The following is a 22,518-nucleotide window of genomic DNA, read 5'->3' as shown; positions in this document are numbered from 1 at the left end:
TAATAGCAATTAATATATATAATTTTATCCATCTAATTTGCTTTCATTATGTTATACATTATTAACTATTAAGATTAAAATTACATTAAAACGTTCTTAGATTTTTCTTAAAAAATTTCAACTTAATATAAGCATAATAAAAAAATAATAAGGTAAAAGAAACTTTTTCCTTCACCTTATACCAGCTATTTATCTATATTCAGTGTCACTACTATTTTTGTGCCTTTACCTTCTTCGCTTTCTACATTTATAGTTCCCTTATGCATATCAACAATCCATTTTGCTATGGACAATCCAAGCCCCGTACCACCTTTTTCTTTAGATCTAGATTTATCTACAATATAAAATCTATTGAATATGTTTTTAATTTCATTCTCAGGTATTCCAATACCTGTATCACTAACAGTTATTTTTACAGCTTTGTTTTGAACTTCTGAACTTATATTTATCCTTCCATTCTCTGAAGTAAATTTCAAGCTATTATCAATAAATATTCTCAACATCTGCTTTATCATCTTATGATCTGCAAAAATTTTCACAATATCATTTTTATTGCTGCATATACTGCGATCTTGTGCTATTATTTTACTTTCCTCCACTACTTCATCAATCAATTCATTAAGCCAAAATTCCTTCTTTTCTATAACTTGAGTATCACTATCCCCTCTTGCAAGGAACAATAACTTTTCAATTAAATCAGCCATATTAGCAGCTTCTAACTTAATTCCATAAATGGATTTTTCCAAAGCATTTCTATCATCTTTTCCCCATCTATCTAGTAAATTAGCATATCCTTGAATGACAGCAATAGGAGTTCTAAGCTCATGTGAAGCATCTGAAACAAATTGTGCCTGCCTATTAAAAGCTTCTTGAAGTCTATCTATCATTTTATTAAAGGTGCTGGCAAGCCTTTTAAGTTCATCATCAGATCCTTCTTTTACCTCTATTCTTTCCTTCAAATTTTTGATACTTATGTTCTCAGCAGTTTTAGTTATATGATCAATAGGTTTCAACATTTTTTTACTTACCATATATCCCAATACAATAGACGCAATAACTCCTATAAAGTCAGCTGCAGCCATAACTACAAATAATATTTTCATAAACTCATATTCATTGTGCATATCTTTTACTATTTGAATATATACAGTGCCATACTTTTTACTTTCATATTTAACATTTTTATATGTTAAATGACGCTCTTTATCCTCCATATGCTTTTCTTTACTTGGTGATTTTTTTAAATTAGATTGTTTAATATTGTAATCAAACTTTTCTGATGAATTTATTACTTTTCCATCCTGTTGTATTATCCTTACAGATACATTTTCTTTAGACGGAAAGTTTGATAAAATTTCTTTACTTGCCAAATCTATCCGCTCATTTTGTGATGTAATCTTATTTAACACTATAGTTTGCATATCTTCTATCTGTTTATTTGCTTGATTGTACATATAATACTTAACACCATACAAAATTGATGCATTTAACAAAAGTAATACTAACGAAAACATAAAAACATATATTACTGTGAGCTTTATAGAAATTTTTGCACTTCTAATAACCTTTAAAACACGATTAATTATCTTTAATAACATATCCTACTCCTCTTATAGTAGTTATAAGTTTATCTTCAAAGCCATTATCAATTTTGCTTCTCAAATATCTTATAAACACATCTACCACATTGGTATCTCCATCATAATCATACCCCCATATCTCCTCAATTAATTTATCTCTAGTAAGTACAATATTTTTATTAATTAAAAGCATTTCAAGAAGATAATATTCTTTTTTAGTAAGTTCAATTTCCTTATTACCTCTCCAAACCTGATGAGTTTTATTGTCCATAACTATATCTTTAACTTTAATTTCATCATTTTTATTCTTTAAGGTTTTATCCCTTTTATATACCCTTATTCTTGCTAACAATTCTTCTATGGCAAATGGTTTAGTTAAATAATCATTGGCACCAACATCAAGTCCTAAAACTTTATCTGGTACCTCTCCTTTAGCTGTCAACATTATTATGGGTACATAAGAAAACTCCCTTATTCTTCTGCAAACCTCAATACCATTCAAATATGGTATCATGATATCAAGAAGAATTAATTCATACTCCATATTCTGTACTTTTTTTAAAGCTTCTCTACCATCATAGGCTGTATCAACTTTATATCCTTCATGAACAAGCTCCATTTCAATAAGCATTGACATTTGCTTTTCATCTTCCACTAAAAGAATTTTAAAATCCTTCAAATTACCATCACCTCATGCTATTCCTAGATTACTGAATTAAATTAGTAAACTTAAATATAACTTACTCTATCATATCCTATATTATCTATTGAAAATTAAAATTGAATTAAAAAATTACATTTTCTTAATTAATGATATAATTAGACATACAAAATCTATTTATATAAAAAAAATCGGTAAAAAGTGTAAACTTTTTTACATGTTAGTAATGTAGAAATATTGGAGGATTTTCATGGATTTATATATTTTTATTTTACTTATTCTAGCTGTTACTTTAGTTACTACTAAATTAGGAATTAACGAGAAGTTTGGTGGTGAAGAATTTTTAATATTGATGTGTAATACGCAGTTAAACGCTGGTTATGGCCTGTGTGAGAAAATTAGACTTAAAGTTAGCGACTATATATTTGAATATGAATGCTCACATATTACTATAAGTATAGGAATAGCTGAGTTAAAATGTGATGACAATATCAGCTCATTAATCAAAAGAGCAGACGATTGCTTATATAAAGCAAAACTTAATGGAAGAAACAAGATAGAATTATGTTAACTCAACTTTCGCATATAAAAATTGGTGGCTAATATATTCAATGCTCCCTCCACCTAAAAAGTTGTGTAGTAACTATTGTAATTCTAATATTAAAAATTGCTTATAACAAATTACGATATTAATAAAACAATTTAATTATATGTATACGCTTGAAGTTACTAGTTTGTATTTTAACTTTTATGTAATGATATATGGTAAGTGTTTCATCACATTAGCTAAATTGTTTTAGTATTATTCTTAGCTCAAAATTTTTGAATAATTAAAACATTTAGCAGTGATGAAACACTTACCATATATCATGGAATAAAAGTTAAAATACAAACTGCTACTGCACCCTTGCGTCACATTATTTTTAAATTATTAAGCTAATTTGTCCTGCAATTCGTCCCATTCTTCCAAATAGCTCATATTGAGCTCTTCCTGTAATATAAGTTCTTCTTGAAGCTCCGTTAATCTTACATAATCGGAAACAACCTCTTCCGATTGAAGCTCTTCTTCAAGTTTTGCAATTTTTTCATCACATTCCTGGAGCAATACTTCAAGTTTTTTAATCCTTGCCTCCATTTTAGCTCTTTCCTTGCCAGGCGTTGTAAATTTTTTCTTTTTACTTTTTTCTTTAACTGCAAGTTTTTCTTCCTCACAAGATTTCTTTGCTGCCTGATCCAAATAGTACTCATATCCAAAAGGGTAGTAGTCAACATTACCATTATCAAATACCAAAACTGACGAAGCAATCTGTTTCACAAAATATCTGTCATGGGAGACAAAAAGCACCGTACCAGTATAATCCATGAGCATTTTCTCCAAAGTTTCCTTACCTATTATATCCATATGATTTGTAGGTTCATCGAGGATCAAAAAGTTTGGTCTTCGCTTTAATATCTTACATAATTCCAAACGTACCTTTTCTCCACCAGAAAGGGCATTAACAGGTTTAAACACATCCTCCTGTGTAAAAAGAAAAGCTCCAAGAGCACCTCTAACCTCTGTCTGAGTTAAGTTAGGAAACTCATCCCAATATTCATCCAATACAGTTTTATCACTTTTATACTGTGCCATATGCTGGTCAAAGTATCCAATTTTAACCTTATCTCCAATGGAATAGTTACCTCCAAGCTGAGGTATTGCACCAACAATAGTTTTTAAAAAGGTAGATTTACCTAATCCGTTACCTCCAATAATCCCTATTTTTTCACCACGAGTTATATTAAGTGAAACTGTTGAAAGTGTTTCACTGTAGCCTATTTTCAAATCCTTTACTGACAATACCAATTGAACACTTTGGTATTCAGGTTCAAAATCCGCATGAAAGCTATTTGTATCTGCGGTCTCAGGGGCTTCTACAATATCCATACGCTCAAGCTGCTTTATTTTAGATTGTGCCATAGCCGCTTTGGTAGCTTTATAACGAAAACGTTCAACAATTCCACTTAAATGAGCTATTTCCTTTTGTTGTTCAATGTGTTTTTTCTGCTGTATTTCCCACTCAATACGCTTCTTTTCAGCAAATGCAGAATAATTCCCAGCGTATTTTGTGATTTTTCCTCGCTCAATTTCATAAACTGCACCAACAATTTTATCTAAAAATTCCCTGTCATGGGCAACTATAAGAACTGACTTTTTATATGACTTTAAATATTCTTCAAGCCATTCAATAGCATTAATATCAAGATGATTGGTAGGTTCGTCTAATACCAATAAATCCGGCTTACTGAGTAAAAGCTTAATAAAGGCAATTTTAGTACGTTGTCCTCCTGAAAACTCTGAAAGAGTCTTTGACTTATCCTCATTTGTAAAACCAAACTGCTTAATAGCACTCTCATATTCCTTCTTATAAGAGTATCCCCCGAGCAGATTATATCTTTCCTGTAATTCTGAATATTTCTTAACTGCAGAATTATTTGAACCGCTTTCCATATCACCAAGAAGTTTCTCCATTCTAATTTCCATATCAAGTATTTCCTTGTAGGCTTTTTTTACTTCTTCCTCAAGAGTAACAGTTTCATCTTCAAAGGTAATCTGCTTAAGATAACCAATAGTTATATTTCTAGCTGTAATAATGGAGGATGTTTCACCATTATCAAGCTTTGCAAGCTCATATTCACCAGAAATCAACTTAAGCAGAGTTGTCTTTCCGCATCCGTTTCGTCCAACTAAAGCAACTTTTTCCCCTTCATTTATTTCAAAATCTATATTAGATAATATTGTATTTGCGCCAAAAGTAACGCAGCCATTTGTAATTTTAACTAACATGTAATGCACTCCTTATAAATCTGCTTATTTTCCTTTTCAATTATATATCATTTATAAAAAACATAAAACAATTAGTATTATAGTAAACAACTAATAAAAAAGTAGCATTTTCTACTTGCTAAGACTTATTAAGTATACTAAATTGTCAATGCTTCCAATGTTGAATAAGAAGTGCAACCTTTAAAGTTCACTACATTTCTGATAAAAATCCAGTCTTCAATAACATCTTTTCTACTTCACTATATTGACTATTAGGTTCTATTTGATTATCATTTTTCTCATTTGTTCTTGAACATCCACACCATTTTTCATAAAAATATTCTAGGTAATGCTTATATCCTTTTTCTCTCCAATTATCAATTAAAGATAGAAAGTGTTTATCTTCGCTATCATATTCTAAAACTATATTTTTCAATTCTTCATCATTTAATCTCTTGTATTTACTAAAATGTATTACTCCTTCTCCACTTAATCTGCCTTTCTTTGTGAATTTTATTTTTTCTTCACCTGAATATCCAAGTATCAATGCAACTATTGGAAAACAATATTTTTTTGGTAAGTTTAAACAATCATATATTCTATTAATATTCCCTCTATGTACACAATTGCTAAAAAAAGAATCAATTCCAAGAGATTTCGCAGTAATAGCAGCAGTCTGCGCAGCAAGGATTGTATCAGTGCTGCCTGTTATAAAATCTACAATAGGCACTTCATGCTTATATTGAAATCCTAAATATTCAGCTGAGTCCATCACTCTATTAAAATCAACACAAAATACCAGCATTTTGTCACCAACATATCCTATCTTTTTCATAACTTTTTTATCATCTACAACTATAATAGAATAGGTTTGTCTTGCTGATGCTGTGGCTGCATTTACACATGATTTTAATATAAGTTCCAAATTATCTTCTGATATATTTTTATCAGAAAACTTCCTAACAGTTTTAAGACTTTTTACTATTTCTATAGTTTCATTCATTTTAATATCTCCTTCGAATATTTTTTTAATTTTATAACCTAAAATACACTACATTAATTTATGTCATTTTTTATTCCCCCCCTTTACTGGTTCGGTGCCGAACTATAATTGTAAAAAATTATCAGGTAAAGTTGTTTATTACCCGATTTAATAACATAAGTAAAGTTTCAGCTTCTTCTTCTGTAAAACCATAAAAAAATTCTTTAATCACATTCTCTGAAATTTCTTTAAAATCTTTCTTTATACTTAGCCCTTTTTGGGTTAATACTATATAAGATGATCTCCTATCTTCTAAATTTGCTTCTTTGGTAACATATCCGTTTAATAATAATTTATCCACTAACTGAGTAACTGTAGACTTTGTACGATTAATTCCTTCACTTATTTCTTTCATAGTTAATTTTCCATTATTATCATAGAGTATATCTAATATATTACCATGTGACACTACAAGTCCCTCAATTCCTCGCTTTTTAAGTTCACATTCAATATAATTAAAAATCTCACTTCTTATTTTTGAAACTTTAGATATAGCCAAATATTTATTCATAATGAGTAATACTCCCATCTTTTTCACTTACTATTAATATAAGTATAGTACGCTACCGAACTAATGTCAAGTTATATACTGTTAAATCAATTATCGTTTTTATAGAACGAATCATTTATAAATTTACCATCTTAAAACTCTTAATAAATTAAATATTCTTAAGATATGATATGATTAATTCTATTGTGAATAGAGTGGTTTTTTAAAAAAAGAAATTTCCTCTGATAGAATATTAAAGGCTGGAATAGAAGCAATAAATAAGTATTTATATAAATAGAAAAAAACTCAAAAAAATAATAGCCTCTCACTCAAAGTTGAAAGCTACTAATTTTTTTAATTTACAAAAATTATATACTATAAATTTAGAATGTATTTATCAAGTATATTATTAATATCCTCTATATTTATATCCAATTACTAGAGTTTTTTAATATAACTTCTATTAATTTACTCATTGGCAATGATATACTTTTATTTTTATGATACGCAAGTTGAGTTCTAAACTTATCAAATGGTTCCATTACTTCTGTCATCTTAAGCCTTCCTTCCTTTATCTCATTTCTCACTATATAAAAAGGTAGAAATGAAATTCCTAATCCATTCATTACACATTTTTTAATAGCTTCCATACTTGATAATTCTAAAGGATTTGCATACCTTATTTTTTTCTGTCTTAAGTAATTTTCAAAGGCCATTCTAGCAATACATCCTTTTTCAGTAAATATGATGCTTTCTCTTGCTGCTTCACCTTCAAAATTTTCTGATAGAAACTCTAAATCTGCATCTGGTGCACCAATAATGACCATATTTTCATCTTTTAAATTTTTAACAATTAAATTTTTATCCATGATTTCCGGTTCAATAGTAAGTGTAATATCTAATTCTCCATTGTGTAATTTACTTCTTAAATCACTGCACTTTAAACTCTTTAAAATGATGTTTACCTTTGGAAAGCTTTTTTTATACTCCTTTAAAATTTTTCCTAGCCGATATATGGTTAATGATTCTGACGCCCCAATAATTAAATCGCCAGACACACCCTTTTGATCTGAAGTTATGTTCTTAATTTCTTTATATACCTCTAACACTTGCTTAGCATAAGGAACTAACTCCTTACCTACATTAGTTAAAATAATTTTTTTACCCAATCGATCAAATAAAGCTCCATCTAGTTCATTTTCTAAAATTTGAATGTGAGAGGTTATTGTGGATTGAGCGTATCCTAAATGCTCCGCTGCTTTTGTAAATCCATCAAGTTTAACTATAGTTATAAATGTTTGTAAATGTCTAATTTCCATTAATCTCACTCCTTTATCCCTTAAATATATAATATTACAATATCATATATTTCGATTGTTTGCTTCATTTATTTCAATTTTACTGATAGTACACATAGAGTTATAATTTAGAAAACCAAGTCTCAAAAAATATATATAAGTAAAGGAGATTTTTAAGTATGAAAAAAGTATTATTACTTCTTGCCAACGGTTTTGAAGCAGTAGAAGCAAGTGTTTTTACAGATGTTATTGGATGGAATAAATCAGATGGTGATGGCACTACAGATTTAATAACTGTGGGAATAAGAAAAAAATTGAAATGCACCTTTAACTTCACAGTGATTCCTGAAATGCACATCAGTGAAGTTAACATTGATGATTTTGACGCACTTGCAATACCAGGAGGTTTTGAAGAAGCAGGCTTTTATGAAGATGCTTATAGTGAAGATTTTTTAAATTTAATCAGAGAATTTGACAGGGCAGGAAAAATAATTGCTTCTGTTTGTGTTGGTGCACTTCCCATTGGAAAAAGTGGAGTACTAACTCATAGAAATGCCACAACATATAATTTAGGAAATGGTGAAAGACAAACACAATTATCTGAATTTGGTGCAAATGTTCTTGCTTATGAGCCTATCGTCGTAGATAAAAATATAATCACTTCCTATAATCCTTCAACTGCTTTCAATGTAGCTTTTAAACTTTTAGAGATGCTTACATCTAAAGAAAATTGTAACAATGTTAAGACTCTAATGGGGTTTTAGAAAAACAATGAGAATTCCTACAAAAATAAACATTTATTTTTATAATTTACTTTGTTACACAACCAAGAAAAAACACAGCTATTAGCCGTGTTTTTTGCTTTCTTCTAATACTTCTTCAATTTCTGATTCCATTTCAATTCCTTTAATAGTATATTGTGGTCCAGCACCATTTACTATATCTGAAGCTCCTAAATTTATATCTTTTCCATTTTGCATGTTTCCATTTTTATTAATTTCTTGTTTTATATGAGTCATGTTTTATCACCTCATAGATTATTTTTACCGAGTAAAAGTGTAATTATTCTTTTATCCAGTAACTACTACAATCATTTCAGCATTCAAAAAATCCGTATTCTTTGAAAATGTTCTAAACCAAGAACGAAACCGCATCCCAAATAAACAACAGTAAGTTCTCTTTCCGGGTAAAACATCATCATTGTAGAACCACCTCCAATGCCTGCATCTTTGCTTTAATTAACGCCTTAATCACCGTTATATTGGCAATTAAGGCTTGTTTTATTATTTTAAGACCTACTGTATTAAATATGTTCAATAATATTGAAGTCATTTATGGTACGATTCATCATAACTAATCTTAAACTTATTCTATTTTCAAAAACTCCTCTTCATTTAAAAAACTTATATTTTGTCCTTTTTCATTTAAATCCACTGCTCTTTTAAGCTTAGTGCTCATTTCTTCCCTACGCAAATCTTTTATATCTTTCATGTTAGTAACTAAAATTGTTGTCTTTCTCGTAACAGAACTTCCTGCAGTTCCCCCAAGTACCCTAACTAATCTCATAGCTTCATCTCTTGACATAGAATCCAGCCTTCCAGTGAACACCACCACTTCATTTTTATATGCATCAGCTTTTAATCTTTCACATACACTTTGTTTTTTAGGAACATAAATTCTATTAGAGGTTTTTATTGTCATTCCTTTAATACGTGACGGCTTATATTCGCTGCCATCTACAGTCCCAATGCTTACTCCTACTAGTTTAGATATTTCACCAATATCATCACATTTTAACTCCGCTGCTATACTAAGTAATATATTGCTGCATGCAAGAGCATCATACAATGCATCATGGTGCTTGAACTCATATCCTAAAAAGTCATTTACTGTGTTTAATTTTACATTTTCAATTCCTTTATAAAAATTTTTGCTAAGTTTCATGGTACAAATATATTTAAACTCTGGCAGATCTATAGAATAAAGTTCTGCAGTCTTTCTTAAAACTGATATATCAAAGGAAGCATTATGAGCTATTACTAAATTTCCATTAAAATAATGCTTAATCTTTTCCCATACCTTATCAAACTCTAATTCATTCTCAACCATAGCTGGTCTTATTCCATGAATTCCAATATTAATTGGCATAAACCTCATTTCTTTAGGTCTTATTAAATAATGTATTTTTTCTACAACATGTCCATTTTTAACAACGGCAATACCAATTGAGCATGGACTATTTCTTCTTTCATTTGCAGTTTCAAAATCTATAGCTATAAAATTCATTTCTTTCCTCCACAATATTACAATTATAATCGACTCAACTTTGGCATATATAAAATTGGATCTTTATATAAGCACAATGCAAAGTACTTTTTAAGGAACAATTTTCCTCTGAAAAAGTCGAGTAATTAATTCTCATTAAATTATATCATTACTTTAAATGAAAAAAGCATAAGAAAGAGGACGTTCTTAATGCCAAACGTCCTCTTTCTTAAATCACATATTTCATAAATATTAATCTATTTTCTAGTCCCCTTAACTTTATCAATTATATATTCTATAAGCAGTATATAAATTATAACCTGTCTTTACATCGCTGTACACAGTAATAGTCTTATCCTTCTTATAATGTTTTATCTGATCCAGCTCTTGATTAGTGTTGAATTTTTTAGTTTTATTTAAATCTACCTTTGCTGGAGTTACAAATAAAGCTGATATATATGAATACCATCTGCATCATTGTTTAAATTTACAATAACTATGGAAGCGCTGTGAAATTCTTTTAAATGATACATGTTCAGAAATTGAAATCCATTATTACATGCCTTTTGCTATATCAGTATAAGTTTATATCTCAACATATCTAATAATAACAAACAATAGGATTTCCTATCTGAATATTATCAAATACTACCTTTGCTAAATAGTATGGTGAATTTATACAACCATGAGAACCATTTGTCTTATATATATTCCCTCCAAACTCATCTCTCCAACTTGCATCATGAATTCCAATTCCCTTATTAAAGGGCATCCAAAACTCAACAGGAGTACTATAATCCTGACCTATTAGTGTTGCATTTTTTTCTTTATATTTTAACCTATAAATACCTTCAGGTGTTAAATCATCACTACTGGCATTACCTGTAACAACATCCCCTTGTACTATTAGACTCCCATTTTTATAAAACCATAAATGTTGGTTCGTCAGATTCAGTTCCACATATGTATTCCCAATATCATTACTATCATGAGAAGAAGCAGTTTGAATATAAGCAGGCTCTTTTATTATAGTTTTTCCTTCCTTAATTACTTCATTTAAATTTTGTATTTCCTTACTAGTATTAATGTACCAACCATAATCGCCACCACTAATATTTATTGTTTCTCCTGAAGTTGTAACGAAACTTCTTGTCTTTCCCACCGTGTTATAAGTATTAAACAATGAGTTAATATAACTTTTTTCTTTTTGTTCATCAATTACAACTTCAAAATTTTCATTAATTTTAAGCCACTTATTTATTATGGAACTATCTATAGTTTCTTTATGATTTCCAAAAGCATAGGTAATTTTTGAAGATACATATTTATTAAGAATGTTTTTAATATCAATAGTTCTTTGAGATTTTGAAGTATATTTAGGCTTCACATAACAATTAGCTGCTTCCAAATCTATTTCAGTTTCTCCATTAAGTATTGCCTTTGTTACATCATAATATAAAATATCCTTATTAATCTTATTTCCCTTTACTTCATCTATAACCATATAGCCCTTATCTGTATATTTAAAGCTGGGCTCTTTAGGTTCAACTATATTTCTACTATCAAGACAGGAGATCTTTTCCACTCTTTCTTTCAATAGTTTGGTATCATATGTAACTACATCTGTCATTTTTAAATTTTTTGTACTAAAAAAAGCTGACATCCATTTTAAAGGATTCTGTCTATCTTTAAAATTCTTATATTCTCCTCCTGAATTATACTTTAAACCAATATCAATAGATCTAATTTCTTCGCTTTTACCTCCACGCTCCTTTATATTCAGCGTATATGCCATTAACTTTGACTTCATTTGTTCTTTTACTTCTTCTACAGTTCTAGCTGAAACATTAACATGATTAATTTGCGATCCAAAATAAAAATGATTTTTAAAATATGCTGCTATACCAAAATATATAACAATCAAAGTACAAATAGAAATTATAGTACTTGTAACTATTTTACTATGTCTATTTTTTTCTTTTTCCACAATATCCCCCTCTTATAAAATAATTTATTACATTGTTCTAAAATTATTTTTAGCAATTAGGGTCATTTAATACAAAAAAGGCTGATAAATTTCAGCCTTTTTCACTTTAACAAATAATTTTTTTAGATTACTCCTGCCTGGATTTATTTGTTCCCTCACATTGCGTTATAATGCGTCCTCTATAACACATTATTAAGTTTATCAATATACTAAATTTTTATTCATTTTTAATCTAAAATTCTCTTTATAATGAAGTTCTTCTTTTACCTTTAAATTCTGTTTCACCTTACGCTATTGCTAGATGAATTATAAATATAATTGCAAGTACATACATAATAGGATTTATTTCTTTATATTTTCCTGCAGCAAGCTTAAGAACTGTATAAGATATAAATCCAAATGACATACCCTCTACAATACTAAAAGTCAAAGGCATCATTATAATTGTTAAGATTGTAGGTTGCCAAGTCCCACTATATTACTTTTATTTGTAACAACTAATCCTGCATTTTTGAAACCAATAAAAGAAATATATAAGCCTATACCTACTCCAATTGCTGATTTAAGGTCCTTAGGAATAGCTTCTATAATAGATTTTGTAACATTTGTTATAGCTAGTAAGAAAAACACAACACCAGATATAAATACTGCACCTAAAGCAGTCTGCCAATTAAGACCCATACTTCCTACCATTACAAATGCAAACACAGCACCTAACCCTAATCCTGGGGCCATAGCTAGTGGAAGATTTGCATAAATTCCAATGAGTAAAGTAGCAACTGCACATGTATAGTATTATATCATCAATTTCTAAAAATCCTATAATTTTTTCATCTATCTTTATGATGTAATTCCATATATAAATAAATGCACCTTTTTTAAACTTCTTCATATAATAATATAGTAGTTAATTATTATGGAGGTATATACATGTATTATAACTATGAACCTTACTCATATATGCCGCTTTATTCAATGATGGATTATAATATGACCCGTCAACGGCCTCAGTATTACCCTCCACAACGTCCTCGTCCTCAACGTTGTGGTCCTAATGGATGGTGGATTCCTGGACATTGGGAACGACGATGGGTACCTGGACATTGTGAGCATAGAAGACCTAGATAGAAACTATCTTTTCCACCAGACCTTGAATCAACACAAAGCCCTATTACTATCCATCTTTGCCTTCACCAAATGAAAGTGGCCGGAAAAGTACTCTTAACAACCCCTGACAATTAGAGTTCGTTATGCTCCACAGGATTCTGAGGTATATGATGTAACGTCGGGTGATAATTTCTATCCTTTCAATCCTAGTCTGGAGCCAGGATATATTTGGCATCATCATATACTTAATTATGAACATAAGGAAATGATTGAAAATTGAGTAAAACCAAAAAACAAAAGGCAGGTAAATTTCTACCAGTAAAGACGGTTTTTCTTAGTACTAAAAGCCGTCTCTACTGTTTTTATCTTTATTATAGTATCTTATATTTTAAAGATATCTAAAATATACTCATAAACAACATAAATACACTTTTGTTACTTCATATGTTAATAGTTTACATGAATCAACCAAAATCTTATATTTCTGTCACTCCATCCAAGATCCCAGGGTACTCTATTCCTATCTGTATTATGACAGCTAACTAAAGGATATCCTTTTGAATCAACACCTGTTACAACTGAAATATGTTTAACATCACCTTTTTTTTCATAGGCAACAAAATCTCCTGGAAGCAGTTTATAGCCTTCTATATATACCTTTTCATAACTTCCATGTGCAATAACAGATGCCCTGCCACTATGGATCATATACTCCTTAAATCCATCCGCATTTAACCAGGCACGAGTTGCACCCTTGTTATCATAATTCCAGGCAGAGTTTTTTCTAAATCCTCCACCTTCAAATAATATTTGAGATGCAAAATTGGCACAATCTCCTCCCATAGGATTATAGTCTCTATATTTTTTATTATATTTAAATCCAAATACTTCATCATTAGCTGCTCCACAATATTGATCAGCATATTCTACAGCCTTTATTCTTCTACTGCTTATATTAGAAATATCTCTTGATTGTTGTGAGGATATATATTGCCTAATAGAATCCACTTTTAAATTATCTAAATTTAAGGAATCTGCAAAAGGATCTTCATACCATTCTTTTGTAATTAGCCATACCCCATCTTTATCTATAATATTTAGCAAATGGTGCATCCCTATTCTAGATATATTTATTAGTTGAGGATCATTTTCATATATATACTTATACTCCATTGAACATAACAAATTCACTGTATATTTGTCTCCATTACCTTTAATACTTCTAATTACAGTTTTAGCTGAAATATCAGTAAACTTAACTCCCTGTTTTTGTTCCCAATTATGAATATAGTTTATCTTCTTTTTTTCATGTTCATAAGCCCAATTTCCATATTTAGTACTTCTATCATAAATAGATCCCACCATTTCCAAATTTTTATCTAATATAGCCTTATTTCTAATCTTGAAAATCTTTTCTATAGAACTTACGATTTCTTCTTTACAATCAGCATTACTACTCAATACTTGATTAGTATTACATATGTATATTAGTAAAGTTAGAATAGCTAATATTATCATTTTTATATTTATTAATCTATGTTTTTTGGTCATATAAAATTTCATACTCTAATTCTCCTTTACTTTTTAATACAAAATACATAATATTTATACTAGAAATACTTACTACCTTTCATAATTTTATGAGACTATTATTCCCTTAATAATAGCAAAAGTAACACACTAATTTCTTCTAAATATGTTTAATTTTTAAATACTTAACTTAGACTTAACTCCAGGTCAAGTATTTTTTTATATAAAAGGAGTATTTCAAAACTAATTGTTTAGTTTTGAAATACTCCTTTAAATAGTTATTTATTGTTCTAAAAAACTATATCTAATATTCTTTTCCTTCTCTTATTTTAAATTTAATTTAGCTAATGCATCTGCTAAAGCTGAATTCATTGGAACTTCACTTTCTTTCTTCATCTTCTTCATATAGTTTGCTACATCTCTTTTACTGTTCTTGCCTTCCTTATTATCAAATCTTTTATTGAAAGATGCTGCTTTTTCCCTGAAGCTACAAGTTGTACACACATAAATTTGTCCTTCTCCATGTCCTCTAAGCTCTAGCTTTTTGTGGCAGTTCGGACATCTAGCATTAGTTAATCTTGCTAAATTTTCTCTATGACCGCAGGCTCTATCCTGACACACAAGCATTCTTCCATGTTTTCCATTTACCTCAAGCATATATTTGCCACACTCAGGACATTTAGCACCTGATAAATTATCATGTTTAAATTTATCATGACTTCCTTTTACATCTTCCACAAGCTTCATTGAATAATTTCTCATATTACCTATGAAACTTTTATCATTTAGTTTTCCTTTACTTATCAAATTTAAGTCAGTTTCCCATTTTGCAGTTAAAAGTGGTGATTTCAAATCTTCTGGAACCAATTCCACAACCTGTTTTCCTTTAGACGTTGGGATTATTTCCTTACCTTTTTTCTCTAAATAAAAAGTATTAAATAATTTTTCAATTATGTCTGCCCTTGTAGCAACTGTTCCAAGTCCACCTGTTTCTCCTAAAGTTTTAGCATATTCCTTATTCATATTGATATACTTTTGTGGATTTTCCATAGCAGACAGTAATGTTCCTTCATTAAACCTTGCAGGCGGTTTTGTCTGTCCTTTATGCATCTTAACTGATGTAAGCTTTATACTATCTCCCTTATTTATCTGTGGAAGCACCTGTTCCTTTAACTCATTTTCATGTGCATCATTTTCATCGAAATCTTCATCTTTATCATATACAGCCTTCCAACCCTTTGATTTAATTACCTTTCCACTGGCTACAAAGTTTTCTCCGTTAACTTCTACCTTTACAGTGGTTTGCACATATTCAAATGGAGGAAGCATTACACTTAAAAATCTTTTAACTACTAAATCATATACTTTTCTCTCTTCATTGCTCAGCTTTGAAAGATTAACTTTTTCTTCTGTTGGAATTATAGCATGGTGATCTGAAACCTTACTATTATCCACAAATCCTTTATGTGATCTTATTCTTCCCTTCATAATTTCCATAGCAAATTTACTATAGTTTCCCACTGATATTGCCTTTAATCTATCTGGCAGTGTAGGTACTATATCATCTGAAATATATCTTGAATCTGTTCTTGGATAAGTCAGGAACTTATAATTTTCATATAATCTTTGCATTATAGAAAGTGTCTGCTTTGCAGAAAAACCAAAAAGTCTATTGGCATCTCTTTGAAGCTCTGTTAAATCATAAAGCGCTGGTGCGTACTTTTTCTTATCACTCTTTGTTACATCAACTACTTTTCCATTTTGATTATTAACCTTTGATACTATCTTGTTTGCAAAATCTTCATCAAAGGTATTAAAATGTCCTTTACCACCTTGCCACTGAAGAGTATATCCATTAGCACTTCCAGTTATACTGTAGTAATCCTTTGGTTTAAAGTTTTTAATTTCCTCTTCCCTATGAACAATCATAGCCAGAGTTGGAGTTTGAACTCTTCCTGCTGAAAGTTGAGCATTGTGCTTACAAGTTAATGCCCTTGTAACATTAAGTCCTACAATCCAATCCGCTTCTGCCCTACATTGTGCAGCTCTATATAAATTATCATATTGTGATGAAGGTTTTAAATTTCTAAAGCCTTCCTTAATAGCTTTGTCCGTTTGAGAAGAAATCCAAAGTCTTTTTATAGGTTTATTTACCCTAACTTTTTCAATTATCCATCTTGCTACTAATTCTCCTTCTCTTCCAGCATCTGTAGCAATAACAATTTCAACTACATCTTTTCTATTTAATTGTTCCTTAACTGCATTAAATTGTTTACCAGTTTGCTTTATAACTACTAACTTCAGATACTTTGGAAGCATTGGTAAGTCTTCCATTTTCCATGTTTTATATTTATCATCATAAGCCTCTGGGTCTGCTAAAGTAACTAAATGTCCCAAAGCCCAAGTTACAATATAATTTTCCCCTTCCAGGCATCCATTGCCTTTTTTACCACATTTTAAAACCCTCGCAATTTCTCTTCCCACTGAAGGTTTTTCTGCTAAAACTAAAACTTTTCCCATGTATAAAAACATTCCTCTCTTACTATTATTTGCACTACTAAAAAACTATTCTATTAAAAATCACATAATTTAGTATATCTTTTTCAATATCTCCAAATCCTTAACATAGTTTAGATTAACAAACATCTCCAAATCCTTACTATAACTTCTTGTAACCTCTTCTGGAATATAATGAATCCTCGAGCTTTTTATTATATCATAAAGAAGTAGATTATTGTTATCTATTCCTTTTTCAAAATCCTTTATTAAATCTTTAGAATAAAAAGCATACATTGGTTCAATCCATTTTCCATTCCTTGGTAGAACACAATCACAGTCACTTTCCTCAGCTATTTTCATCATATACTTTATATATTCTAAGTTTACTATAGGCATATCACAAGCCATGAAAAAAACATATTTGGAATTAGCATATTTTAGTCCTGTATACATTCCACCTGCTGGACCATACTCTTTTTTTAAATCCTCTAACACTGTATACTTTAATTTCTTAAATTTATCCTTTTTTTCAGCTACCAATACCACTTCATCAAATATAGTTTCTAATTTTTTAGCTATTAACTCTATTAAATATTTTCCCTCTATTTCTATTTTGCTTTTATCAAAACCCATTCTGCTGCTTTTACCTCCACAAAGTATAACAGCAGTCCCAGTTTTATTCACTTAAATCCCCTCCAAAATAACATACAATATGAGCAAATTGCGACACAACTTTTTCAGAGGACAGTGAAGGTTGCTTCGCAATATTTTTATTATGTATAGATTAAGTACATAAAAAACAGCAATATCTACTACCGTCTAAAGCTTTTCTCTTACAGTCATTGATAAAAATTGACAGAACTTAGTAAGATCCTCTTTATTATCAAAAGTTCCTTGAGCTCTTTTATCTTTTCCGCCGCCTTTTCCATTGAACTCTTTTATATGTTCTTTAAATAACTTTCCACAACTTACATCTATATCTGTATTATTTAAAAACAATATTTTTTGTTCTTCTAATGATGCTAAAATAACTATATAACCGTTATTCTCAATTATAGAACCTATCAATTGTATATCTTCAAAACTCTTATCTTCAATAAGTATTGATATAAGTTTAGATTTTGCATTCTTAATTATATTTTCTGCTTCAATTCCTGCTAAAATGCTTTTCAATCTACTTGATTCTCTTTTTAGGCCTTCTATCTCTTCAAACTGCTTATTAACCCTATCTAATATGCCATTTTCATCTACAGATAGAGCTTTATTTAAATTTGTTACAATATCATGCTTTAGTTGGAAATCCTTAAGTGCTCTTTTTCCACATTTAATATAAATTCTAGTCATTCCCTTATATCTTTCAGCCTTTAAAATCTTCACTATACCCACTTCACTAGTAGTTTTAACATGTGTACCACAACAAGGACAGCAATCCATATCTTTTGCTTCAACTATTCTTATGTCTTCATCTACATTTATCCTTTTCCTTGCAGGAACTTTATCTACTTCATCCTTAGTAACCATGTATGTATCAAAGCTTCTATTTGCATATATGTACTCATTCACTTCATCTTCAACTTTTTTAATCATGTCTTCACTAAAATGGTCTATATCTATATCTAAAGTTACATATTCTTCTCCTAAATGAAATCCTTTATTATTTCCACCATAAAGCTTGAAAATAACTCCTGAAATCAAATGTTCTCCTGAGTGCTGCTGCATATGGTCAAAGCGTCTTTCAAAATCTATTAAGCATTTTACTTTCTTATTTTTCGGTGCTTTTTCCATATGATGATATATTGTTTCACCCTGTTCTGAAACATAATTTACCTTTATTCCATCTATTGTTCCAATATCTGAAGGCTGTCCTCCTCCTTCTGGATAAAATGGTGTTTTATCTAATACAACAAGTACATTTCCCTCTTTTTCTATTATATCTAAAACATTTGCTTCACATTCTTTTATATAAGCATCTTTATAATATAGTTTTTCCGTCAAGCTAAACAGCTCCCTTCATAATTTAAACATTTAACTATATTTTATCCTTTTTAACAAAAGTTTTAAAGTTTTTTTTGCTTATCTAAAGCATATTGCGAAGCAACTTTTTGAGAAGACAATTGTCCTCTGTTCTCTCAAAATATTGCTTCACAATATTCTTAAACCGTGAAATTTAATTTAAATATATATTTACTTTTTCTTATTCCAAAACAAACAGGATCCAAAAGTTCCTACTACAAAAACACCAGATATGGTCTCAACCATTACAAGCACACGAACTAAAGTAGAATTAGGCAAAATATCTCCATACCCTAAAGTAGTAATTGTAACTGTGCTAAAATACAAAAAATTCCATAAGGAATACTTGAATTTATCATTTGCAATTTTCTTTAATACAATAGGACTATCATCTAAAAATGAAACCGAATTTTTTATCAAGTTTACAAAATAAAAATTTAGCGGATAAAAACAATTTTTATCATTAAAAAATTCTTCACATAATAAAGGATAATTTTCCACCCACATTTCTACCGTATCTATTTTCATTAAATTATTACTATCATTTTTATAAATTTCATATATACCATTCTTGTTTTTACCATTTAATTTATATAAAGAAATTTTTATTACATAAGTTTTAAATTTAGCAGCTACCATATCTTCTCTTGCACTTTCTATTTTCATATGAGTAATTCCCTTTTCCTGAGCCAATAAATAGTAATAATTAGCCCACATATCCCCTAGTGAATTACTAAAGTCAAAAGTATATAGTTTTTCATTCTTTAAAATCTTTACAAAAGGTCTTTTGTATTCTCCTGCTATCATTAAATCATTTATAACATTTTTAAAATCCTTATTATATGCTTTTATGCCTGTTTGTTTTTTAAAAGCATTCATTTTTATATTCATGTTTACATCTTCCTGAAAAACGAAAAATTCTCCTGAAGTTAAATTAGCTATTTCCCAATAAATTACTCCAAAAATTAATATTATACCTATATAAAACATTGCTATAAATATAAGCAAATTAGTTTTTTTAACACTTCTTAAAACTTTAAGTATTCTCATATTCATCCACCTTATAAATATGTTCATACATAAATTCTATTAATAATCGTATAAATATATAATAGAAAAAACAGAAGTTTAAAATGATAATCTCTCATTTATATAGGCAGTCTTTCATTTAAACTATCTACTATAAGGCATCTTCAAAAAAATAATAAGTCCATCTACTAGTCTATTTTGTGTCATGCGGCGTCGGCAGAACCCTTAGATAGTTCAACTATCTGCGGAACCTGCCTCCTTGCCTGACGCAAAATATCCTTCGCATCTGGACTTATTATTTTCTTTCAGATGCCTAAATGAAGTATATCAAATAAGCTTCTGTTTTCTATTAAAATCTTTAAATAATAATCAAACTAAGAGTTTCTATAAAATAATTTTATAGGTCTTCCATTATCTTTTTTGCAAAGTAATCTGCATTTAATTCTCCATCTACTTCTATTGCTATTACCTGGCTTAATCCAGCAGCTTCCCCTGTCATATAAATTATTTCGCCACATTCATCATCTACTCTTCTTAAAACCATAGCTTCATCGCCTTTTTTTATCTTTACCTTTTTTCCTTTATTAGTTTCTATTATAGATGTTTGTGTAAACTGAATTTTTTCCCCTATTTTATATTTCATATTTCCCTCCTAAAAATCTTCTAAAATTATTACTAAACTATTTTCCTTATTTAAGTATCTCTATAATAGTTAAATCGTTGGTATTTAAACTTTCTTAATATGTAAAATAATACATAGAAATATATAATACTCCTATACATCTAAATTATATTTAAAAAACAACTAGTCTATATGTTAGTATATTTTGCGTTGTATCCCTAATCTAATTTTATTATATTTTTGAAGTTCTAACTATTTTCTATCCACATCAAGTACCGTTTGTAATAATACATTAGCACCCTTCCAGCAATTTTCAACAGGTGTAAATTCAGGTTCACAGTGACTGTGTCCATCTTTACTTGGAACAAATATCATAGTTGTAGGTAACATTTCAGCTGCATACTGAGCATCATGACCTGCACCACTATAAATATTCATATTTGGATATCCATATGCATCTGCATTCTTTTTAATAAAACCAACCAATTCTTTGTTGTAAGCAACTGTATTACGTGCCCACTGCAATTCATATTCAACTCTACATTTGTCAAATTCTTTAGGAATATTTTCAATAACTTTAACAACCTGTCTTATTACTTCAGGGTCCTGATGTCTTGCATCTAATGAAAAATCAACAAAATCAGGAATAACAGTATGGACACATGGATGACAAACTATTTCACCTGTAGTGTAAACAAGATTACTATCAAGTTTATCAAGTTCTTGATGTAGATATTTTAAAGCACTGGCTGCTGCTAAAAGAGCATCCTTCCTGTATTTCATAGGAGTAGTACCTGCATGATCAGATTGTCCATAAGTTCTGATTCTGTAATTAACCATTCCAACAACACCTTCTACAACACCTATATCCTTCTTTTCAGCTTCAAGTACAGGACCTTGTTCAATGTGTAATTCAAGCATAGCTATATATTCCTTAGGATTTAATCTATTTGATATATCTCCTTCATATCCACTTTTCTTTAAAGCTTCTCCAAAAGTTTTTCCTTCAGGACTTTTTGAAGCTAACATAGCTTTTTTGTCAAATTTACCACAAACAACACCTGATGACATCATAGCTGGTGGATAAAGAGATCCTTCTTCATTTGTCCATACCATAACTATAACAGGACGACGATGTGAAATTTTTTCTGTAACTATAGTCTCAGCTACTTCCATTGCTGTAAGTACACCTAAAACTCCATCATAATTTCCACCATTTCTAACTGAGTCCAAATGTGATGCCATTACTACACCAGGAAGATCTTCTGACCCCTTAAGTATTGCATAAATGTTTGCCATATCATCTGTTTTAATTTCTGCGCCCATTGTCTTCATTCTGTTACAGAATTCTGCTCTTGCTTGAAGAGCTGCTTCTGATAAAGAAAATCTTGTTATACCACCATGACCAGCATCACCAAATTTGCTAAATGTAACAATTTTATCCTCCATTCTATCCATATTACAGGTTAACATATCATTTTTCATTTTAATACACATCCTTTTTTAGATCTAAACAATTATAATAACAAAGATTGTAATCTAAAAGGGCTGGCCACACTAATTAATTAGTGCAACAGCCCCTAACTTACTAA

Annotated in this window: 19 protein-coding genes and 1 pseudogene; 3 read left to right on the top strand and 17 right to left on the bottom strand. The window is 29.6% G+C overall.

The annotated features are described in order from the left end of the window. Positions 1–185: 185 nt before the first annotated feature. Together HBE96_RS20015 and HBE96_RS20010 are read right to left on the bottom strand one after the other, a co-directional pair. On the bottom strand, positions 186–1,598 hold the full coding sequence (locus tag HBE96_RS20015) for a sensor histidine kinase (RefSeq protein ID WP_206155009.1): 1,413 nt from the start codon (positions 1,596–1,598) through the stop codon (positions 186–188). After that, on the bottom strand, positions 1,579–2,259 hold the full coding sequence (locus tag HBE96_RS20010) for a response regulator transcription factor (protein ID WP_169299477.1): 681 nt from the start codon (positions 2,257–2,259) through the stop codon (positions 1,579–1,581). Before HBE96_RS20010 ends, HBE96_RS20015 begins: the two co-directional genes overlap by 20 nt. Positions 2,260–2,491: 232 nt before the next feature. Here HBE96_RS20010 and HBE96_RS20005 point away from each other — a divergent pair, with 232 nt between their 5' ends. Further along, positions 2,492–2,812, top strand: coding sequence for a GGDEF domain-containing protein (locus tag HBE96_RS20005; RefSeq protein ID WP_169299476.1), 321 nt, complete (start codon positions 2,492–2,494; stop codon positions 2,810–2,812). A 360-nt stretch (positions 2,813–3,172) separates the two neighbouring features. Here HBE96_RS20005 and abc-f read toward each other — a convergent pair whose 3' ends face one another. From abc-f to HBE96_RS19985, 4 genes are all read right to left on the bottom strand, one after another. After that, positions 3,173–5,065: a ribosomal protection-like ABC-F family protein gene (abc-f, locus tag HBE96_RS20000; protein WP_169299475.1), complete on the bottom strand. Its 1,893-nt coding sequence runs from the start codon at positions 5,063–5,065 to the stop codon at positions 3,173–3,175. Between the two features lie 190 nt (positions 5,066–5,255). After that, the gene (locus HBE96_RS19995; protein ID WP_169299474.1) at positions 5,256–6,047 is read right to left on the bottom strand and encodes a nitroreductase family protein; all 792 of its coding nucleotides are present in this window, start codon (positions 6,045–6,047) and stop codon (positions 5,256–5,258) included. Positions 6,048–6,168: 121 nt separating this feature from the next. Then, positions 6,169–6,597: a MarR family winged helix-turn-helix transcriptional regulator gene (locus HBE96_RS19990; protein WP_169299473.1), complete on the bottom strand. Its 429-nt coding sequence runs from the start codon at positions 6,595–6,597 to the stop codon at positions 6,169–6,171. 404 nt (positions 6,598–7,001) lie between these two features. Continuing rightward, positions 7,002–7,895, bottom strand: a complete 894-nt coding sequence (locus tag HBE96_RS19985) for a LysR family transcriptional regulator (RefSeq protein WP_169299472.1) — start codon at positions 7,893–7,895, stop codon at positions 7,002–7,004. Between the two features lie 158 nt (positions 7,896–8,053). Between HBE96_RS19985 and HBE96_RS19980 the strand changes: the two genes are divergently transcribed. Then, positions 8,054–8,638 (top strand): DJ-1/PfpI family protein, encoded by a 585-nt coding sequence (locus HBE96_RS19980; RefSeq protein WP_169299471.1) that lies wholly within the window; start codon positions 8,054–8,056, stop codon positions 8,636–8,638. 81 nt (positions 8,639–8,719) lie between these two features. Here HBE96_RS19980 and HBE96_RS19975 read toward each other — a convergent pair whose 3' ends face one another. From HBE96_RS19975 to HBE96_RS19960, 4 genes and pseudogenes are all read right to left on the bottom strand, one after another. Further along, complete coding sequence (locus tag HBE96_RS19975) at positions 8,720–8,893, bottom strand: hypothetical protein (RefSeq protein ID WP_169299470.1); 174 nt, start codon at positions 8,891–8,893, stop codon at positions 8,720–8,722. A 346-nt stretch (positions 8,894–9,239) separates the two neighbouring features. Then, a complete protein-coding gene (locus HBE96_RS19970) occupies positions 9,240–10,160 on the bottom strand; it encodes an exonuclease domain-containing protein (RefSeq protein ID WP_169299469.1) in 921 nt (306 codons plus the stop codon). A 580-nt stretch (positions 10,161–10,740) separates the two neighbouring features. Continuing rightward, positions 10,741–12,126: a peptidoglycan binding domain-containing protein gene (locus tag HBE96_RS19965; RefSeq protein WP_169299468.1), complete on the bottom strand. Its 1,386-nt coding sequence runs from the start codon at positions 12,124–12,126 to the stop codon at positions 10,741–10,743. A 447-nt stretch (positions 12,127–12,573) separates the two neighbouring features. Then, positions 12,574–12,903 (bottom strand): annotated as a pseudogene (locus HBE96_RS19960) (solute carrier family 23 protein); the annotation flags it as partial. Between the two features lie 213 nt (positions 12,904–13,116). On the opposite strand from HBE96_RS19960, the gene HBE96_RS19955 reads away from it, so the two are divergent. Continuing rightward, complete coding sequence (locus tag HBE96_RS19955; RefSeq protein ID WP_243187004.1) at positions 13,117–13,254, top strand: hypothetical protein; 138 nt, start codon at positions 13,117–13,119, stop codon at positions 13,252–13,254. A gap of 426 nt (positions 13,255–13,680) precedes the next feature. Here the strand turns inward: HBE96_RS19955 and HBE96_RS19950 are convergent, their stop codons facing one another. The 7 genes from HBE96_RS19950 to HBE96_RS19920 form a co-directional block, all read right to left on the bottom strand. Further along, positions 13,681–14,796, bottom strand: coding sequence for an amidase domain-containing protein (locus HBE96_RS19950; protein ID WP_169299466.1), 1,116 nt, complete (start codon positions 14,794–14,796; stop codon positions 13,681–13,683). Positions 14,797–15,087: 291 nt separating this feature from the next. Continuing rightward, complete coding sequence (locus HBE96_RS19945; protein ID WP_169299465.1) at positions 15,088–17,283, bottom strand: DNA topoisomerase III; 2,196 nt, start codon at positions 17,281–17,283, stop codon at positions 15,088–15,090. 69 nt (positions 17,284–17,352) lie between these two features. Beyond that, positions 17,353–17,946 (bottom strand): NTP transferase domain-containing protein, encoded by a 594-nt coding sequence (locus tag HBE96_RS19940; protein ID WP_169299464.1) that lies wholly within the window; start codon positions 17,944–17,946, stop codon positions 17,353–17,355. A gap of 135 nt (positions 17,947–18,081) precedes the next feature. Further along, a complete protein-coding gene (locus HBE96_RS19935) occupies positions 18,082–19,257 on the bottom strand; it encodes an alanyl-tRNA editing protein (RefSeq protein ID WP_169299463.1) in 1,176 nt (391 codons plus the stop codon). Positions 19,258–19,446: 189 nt separating this feature from the next. Beyond that, the gene (locus tag HBE96_RS19930; RefSeq protein ID WP_169299462.1) at positions 19,447–20,325 is read right to left on the bottom strand and encodes a potassium channel family protein; all 879 of its coding nucleotides are present in this window, start codon (positions 20,323–20,325) and stop codon (positions 19,447–19,449) included. A gap of 376 nt (positions 20,326–20,701) precedes the next feature. Beyond that, a complete protein-coding gene (locus HBE96_RS19925) occupies positions 20,702–20,947 on the bottom strand; it encodes a hypothetical protein (RefSeq protein WP_169299461.1) in 246 nt (81 codons plus the stop codon). Positions 20,948–21,178: 231 nt separating this feature from the next. Beyond that, positions 21,179–22,411, bottom strand: a complete 1,233-nt coding sequence (locus HBE96_RS19920; protein ID WP_169299460.1) for a Zn-dependent hydrolase — start codon at positions 22,409–22,411, stop codon at positions 21,179–21,181. Positions 22,412–22,518: the final 107 nt, after the last annotated feature.

This window comes from Clostridium muellerianum (genome assembly GCF_012926525.1).
GTDB lineage: Bacteria > Bacillota > Clostridia > Clostridiales > Clostridiaceae > Clostridium_AM > Clostridium_AM muellerianum.
The sequence above is the reverse complement of the archived record's forward strand: the minus strand, read 5'-3'. Positions and strand labels throughout refer to the sequence as shown.